10 protein-coding genes are annotated in these 12,892 nt (G+C 42.5%); 6 read left to right on the forward strand and 4 right to left on the reverse strand.

Annotation, left to right across the window (positions count from 1 at the left end):
* Position 1 precedes the first annotated feature (1 nt).
* Genes B5D06_RS03580 through B5D06_RS03600 form a run of 5 tightly spaced genes read left to right on the forward strand, consistent with a single transcriptional unit; the run spans position 2 to position 6,366 of the window.
* Positions 2 to 1,375 carry a UDP-2,3-diacetamido-2,3-dideoxy-alpha-D-glucuronate deacetylase VimE gene (locus B5D06_RS03580; protein ID WP_078736652.1) on the forward strand — a complete coding sequence of 458 codons (1,374 nt, stop codon included), beginning with the start codon at positions 2 to 4 and terminating at the stop codon, positions 1,373 to 1,375.
* Positions 1,357 to 2,643, forward strand: a complete 1,287-nt coding sequence (locus tag B5D06_RS03585) for a glycosyltransferase family protein (protein ID WP_078736653.1) — start codon at positions 1,357 to 1,359, stop codon at positions 2,641 to 2,643. Before B5D06_RS03580 ends, B5D06_RS03585 begins: the two co-directional genes overlap by 19 nt.
* Positions 2,627 to 3,700 carry a bifunctional 3-deoxy-7-phosphoheptulonate synthase/chorismate mutase type II gene (locus B5D06_RS03590; protein WP_078736654.1) on the forward strand — a complete coding sequence of 358 codons (1,074 nt, stop codon included), beginning with the start codon at positions 2,627 to 2,629 and terminating at the stop codon, positions 3,698 to 3,700. The genes B5D06_RS03585 and B5D06_RS03590 overlap by 17 nt, the downstream gene beginning before the upstream one ends.
* Positions 3,701 to 4,081, forward strand: coding sequence for a 2-amino-4-hydroxy-6-hydroxymethyldihydropteridine diphosphokinase (locus B5D06_RS03595; protein WP_078736655.1), 381 nt, complete (start codon positions 3,701 to 3,703; stop codon positions 4,079 to 4,081).
* Between the two features lie 20 nt (positions 4,082 to 4,101).
* Entirely contained in the window at positions 4,102 to 6,366 is a 2,265-nt protein-coding gene (locus B5D06_RS03600) for a RelA/SpoT family protein (protein ID WP_078736656.1), read from the forward strand.
* Between the two features lie 130 nt (positions 6,367 to 6,496).
* On the opposite strand, the gene B5D06_RS09160 is transcribed toward B5D06_RS03600, so the two are convergent.
* The 4 genes from B5D06_RS09160 to leuS all read right to left on the reverse strand — a co-directional run bounded on the left by B5D06_RS09160 (position 6,497) and on the right by leuS (position 10,740).
* Positions 6,497 to 6,721, reverse strand: coding sequence for a DUF2752 domain-containing protein (locus B5D06_RS09160; RefSeq protein ID WP_394364845.1), 225 nt, complete (start codon positions 6,719 to 6,721; stop codon positions 6,497 to 6,499).
* Entirely contained in the window at positions 6,718 to 6,849 is a 132-nt protein-coding gene (locus tag B5D06_RS09115; protein ID WP_260398662.1) for a hypothetical protein, read from the reverse strand. Before B5D06_RS09115 ends, B5D06_RS09160 begins: the two co-directional genes overlap by 4 nt.
* Before the next feature lie 73 nt (positions 6,850 to 6,922).
* Positions 6,923 to 7,918 carry a YitT family protein gene (locus B5D06_RS03610; RefSeq protein ID WP_078736658.1) on the reverse strand — a complete coding sequence of 332 codons (996 nt, stop codon included), beginning with the start codon at positions 7,916 to 7,918 and terminating at the stop codon, positions 6,923 to 6,925.
* A gap of 38 nt (positions 7,919 to 7,956) precedes the next feature.
* Positions 7,957 to 10,740 (reverse strand): leucine--tRNA ligase, encoded by a 2,784-nt coding sequence (gene leuS, locus B5D06_RS03615; protein WP_078736659.1) that lies wholly within the window; start codon positions 10,738 to 10,740, stop codon positions 7,957 to 7,959.
* Between the two features lie 1,043 nt (positions 10,741 to 11,783).
* Here leuS and gap point away from each other — a divergent pair.
* The gene (gap, locus tag B5D06_RS03620) at positions 11,784 to 12,788 is read left to right on the forward strand and encodes a type I glyceraldehyde-3-phosphate dehydrogenase (RefSeq protein WP_078736660.1); all 1,005 of its coding nucleotides are present in this window, start codon (positions 11,784 to 11,786) and stop codon (positions 12,786 to 12,788) included.
* Positions 12,789 to 12,892 lie beyond the last annotated feature (104 nt).

Genomic DNA, 12,892 nt, shown 5'->3' on the forward strand with positions numbered 1-12,892 from the left:
GATGCGTACCGATAAGATTGTTGAATATATTCTTTCTTTCTTACTGCGAGAGGACCCTCCTGTGGGAGTGCTCTCCAAACTTGTGGGGTATACATCGAATAGGAGCGAATGGAGTAATTATAAAATTGTTATTATCCCTTCTCGCTTTTTTGAGTTTGGCGTTTACGGTACCGAAGAGGCCTATCCAGAATTACCTCTTAAGGAGTGGAAAAATACCCCTATACTTTTTGGAGAGCCTCGTGTAGAGCGTTGTAGTGAGACTGGAGTACTTTTGTTGCGTGCAGATATAATAGCTTCTACTTATTTTCTTATTTCTCGCTATGAGGAGATGTATAAACGCTTTGAAAGAGATAAGTATGGGCGTTTTTTAGGACAGTGGTCTCTGCCTGTAAAAGCAGGTTTTATACATCGTCCTGTGGTGGAAGAGTACGGAGATTATCTACTCTCTCTCTTGGAAGAGGAGGGAATTTCTGTGCCTAAATACGAGCAGAAGTTCAGTTACATACATCTTACCCATGATATTGATGAACCCTATGAATATCATGGTATTAGGAGCTTTTTGCGAGCTTTACTAAAGGAAGGGAAGTCTTTGAAAAAGGCTTATAGCTTAGCTTTCCAACCCTTGTTGAAAGATAGATTCTTTACTTTCGATCGTTTCTTGGAGTGGAATCGAGAGGTAGAGCGGCGCATTCCAGGAAAATGTTCCTCTATTTTTTTCTACAAAACACAGGGGAAAGAGATAGAAGACCGACCTAATTATAGTCTTCTTAGAGGGGTAGCCCATAAGGTACATTGTTATGCTCAGAAGTATGGTGTAGAGGAAGAAATCCATTTTCCTATGGAGTGTTCGAAACATCCAGGGCGGATTATTACGCATGTTAATCGTTTGAAACATGACTTGAGAAAGAGTATTACCAAATGTCGCTATCATTATTTGGCGTGTAGAGAGCCAGAAGACTTTTTGTTTCTGTCAGATGCGGGTATTTGGGAAGACTTTTCAATGGGTTATCCCGACATTGCTGGATTTCGCTTAGGTACTTGTCGTCCTGTACATTTTATATTACCATCTACAGGTATTATTACCAATTTGTTACTCCATCCTCTTACGGTTATGGATTGCTCTTTGGATAGACCTCAATATATGGGATTGAATGGAGAGGAATCTCTTCGTTATGCTCATAACCTTATACTTCAAACAGCACGTTTCGGCGGAGAGGCCAACCTTCTGTTTCATAATAATCTTTTGGCCAAAGAGGTACACCCATTTCATTCGAGGCTTTATAGAGAACTGTTGCGTACCATCCTTCGGATTGAGGAAAACAAACTTAAAGATCTCCCTTTAGAAACCATTGCTCCATGTCCCGAAGAGTTTTAATTTTTGCAGATTTATATCCGCCTCATTTTGCTCCACGGGTCTACTCTATGGCCACACAGTGGACACAGATAGGGTGGCATGTAGAGGTCGTTACCGAGCATATAACTGAGTGGAGTAAGGCGGCTCATGGTTTGGTATTTCAAGATGAGGTTGATCGATTTGCAGTACATAGAATACCTCTTCGCAAGAGATATAACTTGCAAGAGTCTTTGCAGGAGTTATTTCTTTTCTCTAAGAGTAGAAAGTTTGTAAAAGAGGTAGAAAAAAGGGTTGATGTATCTTCTTTTGACATATTGGTAGGCTTTACCTACAGGACATTTCCTCTCTTCTCTGTAAAAAAGTTGGCAAGGAAGTATCGGAAGCCTTGTGTAATGGATTGTCGAGATATTATAGAGCAATACCCTCCTTATAAGTTTTTGCCTACTGCTACCGACAATCCCTTGTTTTTGAAAAGGGGTGTTTTGAGCATATTGCGTAAGATCTTTATTTTTCAGAGAAATCAATTTTTACAGCAGGCTGGGGCTATAACGACTGTTTCCCCATGGCATTGTGAAACATTAAAAGGTTACTTTCCTGATAAATCAATAGAGTCGTTTTATAATGGTTTTGAGGAAACCATCTTTACACCGCGTCATCCGAGGGTAGACCTTTTTAGAATTGTCTTTACGGGGAGGCTTCTTTCTGTTGAGCATGCCAATCCTTCTCTCTTTTTTGATATTTTAAAGTCGGAGGAACTTTCAGATATAATTAATACCAAAGCCTTAGAGGTAAGATGGTACGTGGATGCCCACTCAGAAGGGATTCTGAGAAAGCAATTGGAGCAACAACCTGAATATATAAAAGAGATGCAGCATTTTTACTCTATGGTGCCTTTTCGCAAGGTTGCTGATATCCTGTCGGAGTCTTCGATTGTCTTGCTTTTGGCACATCCAGAAGGGGCTAAAGGGATTGTTTCCACTAAAATATTTGAGGCGATGGCAATGGAAAAGCCGATTCTTATGGTACGCAGTGATGATGCCATCAGAAGTACTATACTGAGAGATGCCAATGCGGGTTGTGCTGTCGAAAAACAGAAAGATGCAATAGATTTTATCAAGAAATATTATGCCTATTGGAAAGAAAATGGGTATACTTGCATTGAAAATCAGAATAAAACCTATGTGAAAGGTTTTTCTCGCTCCGATATTGCCACAAAATATGCGAGTCTTTTAGAGCAGGTGATACTTGCAAATAGGAAAAAAGAAAAGAAAAATGAGGCAACAAAATAAAGAGGGGGCAGTCCCTATAACATTAATCGCAGGCCCTTGTAGTGCCGAAAGTTACGAGCAGGTTTATGCTACAGCTTTAGGATTAAAGCCTTTAGATATATCGCTCTTTCGCGCTGGGCTATGGAAGCCTCGTACGCAACCAGGTTGTTTCGAAGGGGTCGGTAAGAAAGGCTTATCATGGTTACAAAGCGTTCAGCGAGATTTTGGTTATAAAGTAGCAACCGAGGTCTGTTTGCCTGAGCATGCAGCTCTTGCCTTAGAGGCTAACATAGACGTTTTGTGGTTAGGGGCAAGGACTGTTTCTAATCCTTATGCGGTACAGAGCATTGCAGAGATTTTACGCTCTTCCAAGGCTCCTGTACTTGTTAAAAACCCAATTAGTCCCGATCTCTCTCTCTGGGTTGGGGCGATAGAACGCTTACAGGCAGTGGGTGTTTCTAACATAAGTGCCGTATTTAGAGGTTTTTCTTCTTATCCTACAGGGCGTTCCCTCTACCGTAATGTGCCCTACTGGAGCATCGTTTTTGAGCTGAAACGTATTTTCCCAGACATTCATATTATTTGTGACCCAAGTCATATAACAGGGCAGCGTAGTGCCGTAGATGCGATGTGCCAGAAAGCGGTTGATTTAGGTTTCGACACATTGATGATTGAGTGCCATGTCGAGCCAGAAAAAGCTTTGAGTGATGCTAAACAGCAAATAACACCACTGGAGTTATGCGATATAATGGCAAAGATATCTCCTCGGAATATATCTTTTTCTGAAGATGAGCAATTGAATCGTTACCGCATACTTCTCTCAGAAATAGATGAACACCTCTTTTCTGTTTTGTCTCGAAGGATGGCTGTTTCCCGAGAAATAGGTCTCTATAAGCAGTCGGCTCATATCCCGATCTTACAAGCAGAGCAATTTGCTTCTATACTGCAAGAGAGAGCTTCTTGGGGAGAAAAATTGGGCTTGCAGAGAGCTTTTGTTGAACATATAATGTCTATTGTTCATGAAGAATCTGTGCGTGTGCAATCAGAAGAAAACAATAAAAATTCATTTAAGATATAAATGACAAACAAAGCGATTATAAGCATTGGTAGTAATTATGAGCGTACGCAGAATATACGTATGGCCATCCAACGCTTACAGGTAGATTATCCCGACACGAGATTTTCTACCCCAGAGATAACAGATCCGATTGATCTCCCTGAGGGAGCTAAGCCTTTTTTGAATCTTGTTGCTGTGGTAAAAACAGAATACTCTCAGGAAGTTTTTGTCGAATACTTAAAAACGGTAGAGACAGAAATGGGGAGAGAAGAGGAAGATGAGGAAGAGGGCATTGTCGTTATAGATATTGACCTGATAGAGTGGAATGATGAGGTGATAAAGCCTCATGATCTGGTGCGTCCTTATGTAGTAGCAGGGCTTGAAGAGCTCGATGAGTTTTAAGAGTTAAACAAAAGGTAACGATGTCAGACCTTTTCCTAAAAGATCAAACTGAGGGTAGAGATTATTTTTCTGGAGAGGAGAAGAAACGTCTGTTAGAGGTATACCGAAGACTTAAAACGTGCGGTCATCTGGTATACGACTATAGATCCTATCGCTCCCTTCTTACAGATTTGCTACTTAAGGGATGTTGGAGTAGGGATGAGTTTGGCTACAATGGCTTTTTGCGACATTTAGAGACAGCACTTATTGCCGTAGAGGAGCTAGGACTAAGTGCTATATCAGTTTCCGCTATTCTCTTTTATAGAGCTGTACAAAAGGAGTTCTATTCCTTACAGGAGGTGGAGCGTTTAACCTCTAAGAGTACTGCAGATTTGATCGAAAAGATGCTCCAAACGGAGAAAATCTATATGCGTCGTACCTCGTTAGAGGGCGATCTTTTTAGAGAGCTCTTACTCTCTGTTGCAGAAGATGCTCGGGTTTTGCTTTTGATTATCGCCGACAGGCTTTACCGTATGCGCACGGCAAAGGATTATCTGCCGGAAGAAAAGAGAAAAGAGCAAGCTGTTGAGGTTGGTACCTATTTTCTTCCACTTATTCATAAGTTGGGGCTTTATGCTATAAAAGGAGAGCTGGAAGATTTGTATCTCAAGTATACCGATCCTGACTCTTTCTATTGGATTAAAAATAAACTGGGAGAAACTAAAACCAATAGAGAGAAATATCTGAATAATTTCTTGGCTTTGCTGAAAAAACACCTTGACAAGGGGCGTGCCTCTCGATGGCAATATACGATCAAGTCTCGTACTAAGTCAATATACTCTATTCACAATAAGATTAAAACAAAAGGCGTCGATTTTGATAACATATTTGATCTCACGGCTATTCGTATTATTCTCGATGTCCCCTTAAAGAAAGAGTTAGAGGCTTGCTGGCACGTTTACTCTGTAGTTACAGATGCTTTTGAACCCGATATTAAACGTTTGAGGGATTGGATTACACATCCCAAGGATAATGGATACGAGTCTTTGCAGATAACGGTAAAGGGACCAGAAGGACGTTTTATAGAGGTACAAATACGTACGGTGCGGATGGATGAAATTGCCGAGAGGGGAGTTGCTGCACACTGGCGTTATAAGGGGCTTAAAGGAGAGGGGGAGTTCGATAGTTCCCTTACCTCTGTGCGAAAATTTTTAGAGAAGTCTCCCAATGAAGCTCTTATCTCCGATGAAAAGTATCGCATTAAAGCAACGGAAAGTGTCTTTGTTTTTACGCCTTTGGGCGAACTGAAAAAACTTTCCTCGGGAGCTACCGTGCTCGATTTTGCTTTCTCTATTCATGGCAATGTCGGTAGTCATGCAGTCTCTGCCATTGTGAATGGACGCAATGTTTCTTTACGGACAGAACTGCACAATGGAGATACGGTAAATATTATAACCAGTAGAAATCAATATCCGCGAGAAGATTGGTTACAGTTTGTGGTCTCATCTTCTGCCAGGGCGCATATTAGACGTAAGATTCGAGAGCGAAAAGAAAAAGGTCTTGCAGCAGCCAGAGAGCTTTTGGATCGACGTTTTCGCAATCGTAAGCTAATTTATAATGAGCGCGTTTTCCTACAAGTTGTTTACCGCTGGAAATATACCTCTTCCAAAGATTTCTTTATTGATCTAAGCGATGGTAAGGTAGATATTGTTACTTTCCTGAGTGAGTATGAAAGAGAGTATGAGTCTCTACATAAAGCACTGGAGATACAGGAACAGCAAAGGCTTGATGCCCCTCTCTCCTATGAGGAGGTAAAGACGGGAGACGATGCTCATAAAGACAATACCATTACAGGCAAGGGAGACGGCTCCGTTCTTATTGTTGATATGAACATAAAAGGGCTGGATTATACACTGGCGCAGTGCTGCAATCCGCAGTATGGAGACTCTATTGTGGCCTATCCTACTCGCAATGGGATTAGAATTCACCGCTGTTCTTGCCCTAACATGCCCAATCTAATAGAAAACAATCCCGAGAAAATACTACCAGCTCAATGGAATGGCTTGGGAGTTAATCCTACCAAAGCGCATATTCATATAGAGGGAATAAATAGTATGGACCTTGTTGCACGTATTATCTCCCTTTTCAATCACTCCGTAGGGATACGACTATTATCATACAATATAAAGCCGAACGAAGCTCTCATGTATGGAGAGTTCACCGTACAGGCTTTGCGCCCCCATCTAAATGCTCTTCGCAATCGTTTGAACACCTTACCAGGCGTTCATAATACACGCATCGTGTAATTTCGACGGAATAGTTTTAAGGTTTTCTTTTGAAGAAGAGAACCTGATTGCCTTGTGTCTTGTCTTGCACTTCTTCTGCTCAGGCAACCACCCCAAACACTACCTTTTTAGGGCTAAGCGATAGGGATTGTTATAGGTTGCGCCCAATCCACCAGATAAAAATAAGCAAAGTCATTAGTATAATGCTCACTTTTGAGTTTAAAAAAAGGTAGCATCGCTCCACCCATGGGTTTCTTTGGCGTGTTATGCTCAGGAAGAAAAGAAAGAGAAGAAAGGGAAGAGCTGCAAATAAAACTGGATTATGATGCCAAGCTAAAGAAAAATCCCCTTGGAGTAGTGCGTGTGCAAACCTCAAGGACCCGCATCCAGGGCACTGGTACCCTGTGACCAGAAGAAAAGGACATCGGGGATAGAAAGAATAGTTCTCGGGGTTAAAAAAGTAGAGCAGTAGGAGGAGTATGATGCCGCCCCCGACTGCTCCATATTTTATAAGATTTTTTCTCACGCTTAGTATAATTGGCCTCTTTTCAGAGATACCAAGAAGAGAGGGAGAAACTTACTTACTTTCTCTTCTCATGGTATCGAATCCCTCTCCGTATACGCCGTGTACAATACCTTCTGAAACGAAGGCCTTAGGATCTATTTCGCGAACTATTTCCATGAGTTGTTTACGCATGCTCTTACGAGCCACTACCATGAGAATTTTAGCAGGGTTCTTACTGTAACCTCCCTGTGCTTCAATAATTGTACAGCCTCTGTTAAGCTTATTGATGATAGCATCATTGATTTGCTCGTATTTAAGGCTGTTGATAAAGAATTGAATACTTTGCTTATTACTGTTGAGGAAAAAGTCCATAGTTTGGGCTACAATAATAACCTCTACAAAAGAGTAGGCGAGTTTGCCCAGAGCTACTCCCCAAGGCATTCCTTTTACATAGTGCCCTACAAGGCATCCGCTGATCACAATTACAGCATCTACCATTATCATAGCACGCCCCAAAGAGATATTTTTGTATTTATTGATGATAGCTACGATAACGTCTGTTCCACCAGTAGAACCATTAACCGAGAAGACGAGCCCAAGACCCAAGCCGCAAAGCATAGAACCCAATACAAGTGCCAAGAATGGCTCTTCTGCACTTAAGAGAGGTCCCACATTAGGTACCAACTCTCGCAACCAAGGCCAAATCTTAGTGTAAACATCTGAGTCGGCAGGTGTAAAGAGGGCTTGCCCTACTGGGAAAGTGAAGAAAATCATACCCACCCCAATAGCGGTGTGTATGGTAAACTTCCATCCTAAGAATACAAGTGCCAATACCAAAAGACCTACGTTGATGATGTTATAGGGGATTGTTGCTGGGATATCGGTTGCAATCTGAATAATCGTAGTGATACCTGCTAACCCTCCAGAGGTAATTTCTTGGGAAAGAATGAATGCTGTCCATCCAAGGGTATAGCAAACGACCCCTAAAAACATAGTAAGAAGTTCCTTGGCCAACCCTAAAGATTTGTTCTTACGAGGGGCAAGGTGCATAGCTGCTGTGTGTGACATACAATAAAAAGCTTTTTATAAAGTATTAAAAGGATATTTTAAAAAACGATATTTACAATACGACCTGGTACCACAATAATCTTTTTGGGCATCTTCCCCTCTAGCCATTTTTCCGTATCAGGAGCCTCTAAAACTGTTTTTTCAACCACCTCTTTGGAGGTATCTGCAGGGAGAGTGAGCGTAAAGCGTACCTTGCCGTTGAAACTTATGGGGTACTTAACGGTCTCTTCTACCAAATATTTTTCTTCAAACTTAGGCCACTCGGCTACGACTATAGAGTGCTCTGCGCCCTCAATTTTTTGGTATAAAAACTCTGTGAGATGTGGGGCAAAAGGAGAGAGCACTATCAGAAGGGGTTCTAAAATCTCTCTTGAAGTTGTTTTTAGCTGTTGTAGCTCTCCCACACAAATCATGAATGCCGAGACAGAGGTGTTGAAAGAGAATTGCTCAATGTCTTGTCCTACCTTGCGGATGAGCTTGTGCAAAGAGCGTAACTCTTCGTTGGTAGGAGCTACATCGGTAACTCTCCAAGCCTCGTCTTGGTAGAAGAGTCCGATTAACTTTTTGAGGAAACGGTGTACCCCATCAATGCCTTTCGTGTCCCAAGGCTTGCTCTGCTCTAAAGGACCCAAAAACATTTCATAGAGGCGGAGTGTATCTGCTCCATAATTGCGTACGATGTCGTCTGGGTTCACGACGTTGAACATCGATTTACTCATCTTCTCTACCGCCCAACCGCATACGTAGGTGCCATCGTCCTCAAGTACAAACTCTGCTGTTGCAAACTCAGGACGCCATTTGCGAAATGCCTCTACGTCCAGAATGTCGTTGTGTACAATGTTTACATCTACGTGAATTTCCGTCGTTTCACAGGCTTCTTTTTTTCCTAACGAGACGAATGTATTGGTATCTTTTATACGATATACAAAGTTGGAACGCCCCTGTATCATACCTTGGTTGACCAACTTACGGAAAGGCTCTTCCTCACAAACGACACCTAAATCAAAAAGGAACTTATTCCAGAAGCGACTGTAGATTAAGTGTCCTGTGGCATGCTCTGTTCCTCCGACATAAAGATCGACCTGACGCCAATACTCATTCTTTTCTTTACCTACCAGAGCGTGTTCGTTGTGTGGGTCCATATAACGGAGGTAGTAGGCACTACTACCTGCAAAGCCTGGCATGGTGCTCAACTCATAGGGATAACCCTCTTGGGTGTGCCACGCCGTAGCTCTTCCCAGAGGAGGCTCTCCACTTTCCGTCGGCAAGAACGAGTCTATGGCAGGAAGTTGTAAGGGGAGTTGCTCGTCTGAAAGCAGGGTAGGGATACCCTCTTTATAATATATAGGAAAAGGTTCGCCCCAATAGCGTTGACGACTGAAGGTAGCGTCACGCAGACGGAAGTTAACTTTTACATCTCCCAACCCCTGTTCTTTTACGTAGCTATTCATCTTAGCAATAGCCTCTTTAACCGAAAGTCCGTCGAGTAGGGGAGAATTGGTGAGTTTGCCCACCTTACTTGGTTTAGCCTCTTGCCATGTGGCAGGGTCGCTTGCTTCCTCGCCCTCGGGTACTACAACCTGTACGATGGGAAGATTAAAATGACGAGCAAAGGCAAAATCGCGGGTGTCGTGTGCGGGAACCGCCATAATCGCACCTGTGCCATACCCTGCCAATACGTAGTCGCTGGTCCAGATGGGGATCAGTTCTTTGGTGATAGGATGCTCGGCATAAGCTCCTGTGAATACTCCCGTAACTTTTCGCTCTGCCATGCGCTCTCTCTCGGTCTTGCGTTTGGTGGCCATGAGATAGTCGTTTACGGCCTCTTTTTGCTCGGGGGTAACGATACGCTCTATAAGTTCGCTCTCGGGAGCCAAGACAATAAAGGAGACACCATAGATGGTGTCGGGGCGCGTGGTGAAGACTGTTAGATTTTCTTCGATGGAGGGGAGGCGGAAGTTTACCTCTGCTCCCTCAGAGCGTCCTATCCAGTTACGTTGTGTCTCTTTCAAAGACTCTGTCCATTCCAGTTTTTCCAAACTTCCCAATAGACGCTCTGCATAGGCAGAGATACGCAAGCACCACTGTTGCATCTTGCGTTGCTCCACGGGGTGCCCGCCACGTATACTCAAACCCTCGCTCACTTCATCGTTGGCAAGCACAGTGCCCAAAGCAGGGCACCAGTTAACGATAGACTCGCCTAAGTAAGCCAGTCTGTAATTCATCAGTATATCGCTTTGCTCTTTGGGGCTGTACGCTTTCCACTGCTCTGCGGTAAAAGTGCGCTCTTCACTACAAGCTGCAGAGATACCCTCGCTCCCTCGCTCTTCAAAGTGGGCAATAAGGGCCTCTATGGGACGAGCTTTTTGGAAAGAAGTATCGTAGTAGCTCTCAAAAAGACGTGCGAATACCCACTGTGTCCACTTATAATAACTTGGGTCGCTTGTGCGAAATTCTCTGCTCCAGTCATAGCTGAAGCCTATCTTTTCGAGTTGTTCTCGATAACGTTTGATGTTTATATCGGTGGTTACCTCTGGGTGCTGTCCCGTTTGAATGGCATATTGCTCGGCAGGGAGCCCAAAAGCATCGTATCCCATCGGGTGCAACACCTCAAACCCCTGCAATCTTTTGTAACGAGAGAATATATCGGAGGCTATGTAGCCCAATGGATGACCCACATGTAACCCCGCTCCAGAGGGGTAGGGAAACATATCGAGTACGTAAAAGGGCGGACGACCACTTTCTTCAGATACTTTGTAAATCTCTTTTTTGCGCCAAAAGGATTGTATTTGGGCTTCGATATCGGAAAATTTGTATTCCATAGGAATATTACTTTATTGTCGTAGCTACAATTTTTACTGTAAGTCTTCTCTGTACAAAAGAGTGTTCGAAATACTTTTTAGGACGAGAGACAAAGAAAGGAGCCTCCTTAAAGCTTTGTTGGTAACAATAAGAATGCGCATTTCTTCCGTCTCTTCTTTTGAGCCTTTAGCCTAAACCTAAAATTCGCACGCAAAGGTACTCAAAAGAGAGCATTATTCAAATTTGACCGATTGCATAAAGGTGCAAAATTTAGTTTTAACGAAACTTATAGCCCGATCTTACAGCTTGTATAATTGGGAGAGATCGATAGAATCTTTTCTTTTGTAACGAGAAACTTTGGGCGGAGGAGCGACACCTCTTTCTAAACAGCGTGGCAATAAATCTATTAACCATTTGAGGAAAAACTTGTTTGCACTGGAGTGTAAATCTGTTTAGACTTGAGATATTCTCTATTTGCAATCTGCAAATATGTATATTCAAGTTGAAAATATATATATGCAACTTGTAAATATGTATATTCAATCTGCAAATAAAGAATTATTGGAGAGGAAAGTCCTTTTTTGACTTATCTATTGTGCTTTTTGTGGGGTAGATAAGAAGGATTTTCTCAGACCCTTGCAATCGTTTCCATCTATAATGTCGGGGTAATGCAAAGGCATGAGGTCAGTCGGGTACCGAGTAGGGCGGTTCGACATCCGACAGGAGTAATTGCCCTTTTAGAGGTTGTAATTCATAGTAAGTTGGGATAGGTAGTAGCATCAGGGTATTACAATCTTCTTTATTCTTTAGGAGTAAACCCGTATTCTTATAGGGTATATCTTCTTGGGGAATATGGCTAATTCAATAATCTTGGCTACCTTTGCGGTAGCTTCACGAGAAGAGTAACTATAAGTCTTTCTCTTTAAGATATTAAGCTATCGCAATAGGCTATACTCTCTGATGAGCAGAGAGGGAAATGAAAAAGAGACTAATCTGCTCTCTCTCGTGTCGTGCAAACAATGCTTATTAAACAATTCAAAATAGAAAATATAAGAGTATCGCTATGATTAAGGTAGGGATTAATGGATTTGGCCGTATTGGCCGTTTGGTTTTTAGAGCTTCTCTTCTTAGAGATGATGTAGAAGTAGTAGCCATCAACGACTTGATTGACGTGGACTATATGGCTTATATGCTCAAGTATGACTCTGTACACGGGCGTTTTGAAGGTACCGTAAGTGTAGAAGAGGGAGCATTGGTGGTAAATGGTCGTAAAATACGTGTAACAGCACAGACGGACCCTGCTTTGATTAACTGGGGGGCTGTGGGTGTAGAGTATGTGGTTGAGTCTACAGGACGTTTCCTTACCAAAGAGTTGAGCGAGGGGCACATTAAGGCTGGAGCAAAATATGTAGTTATGTCTGCTCCTTCCAAAGACGATACTCCAATGTTTGTAACAGGGGTAAACTTAGATACCTATAAAAAGGGTACTCAGTTTGTTTCTAATGCTTCTTGTACTACCAACTGTTTGGCTCCTTTGGCAAAAGTGTTGAACGATAATTTCGGCATTGAAATGGGGCTTATGACTACTGTACATGCGGCTACAGCAACTCAAAAGACCGTCGATGCTCCCAGTCAAAAGGACTGGCGTGGCGGTCGCTCTGCTATTGGTAACATTATACCGTCTTCTACAGGTGCAGCCAAGGCTGTGGGTAAAGTTATCCCAGAGTTAAATGGTAAGCTTACAGGTATGTCTTTCCGTGTTCCTACTATGGACGTTTCTGTAGTGGACTTAACGGTTGCTTTGAAAAAACCTGCTTCTTATGCAGAGATTTGTGCTGCTGTGAAGAAAGCGTCAGAGAACGAACTTAAAGGTATTTTGGGTTATACAGAAGACGAAGTGGTTTCTACCGACTTTACTTCAGACCCACGTACTTCTATCTTCGATGCAAAGGCTGGTATTGCATTGACCGATAAGTTCGTGAAGCTCGTTTCTTGGTATGACAACGAGTGGGGGTACTCTAATAAGGTGCTTTGCCTCATTGCTCATATGGCAGAAGTAAATAAGTAAAATGAAATAAAGAAGAAGAGACTTACATCTTGTCACTGTTTGAATAGGATGGAGTCTCTTCTTTCTCTTGCCCTGTTGTTCAAACGCTTCTCGGTCGTTATTGG

The organism is Porphyromonas circumdentaria, from assembly GCF_900167105.1.
Lineage (GTDB): Bacteria > Bacteroidota > Bacteroidia > Bacteroidales > Porphyromonadaceae > Porphyromonas > Porphyromonas circumdentaria.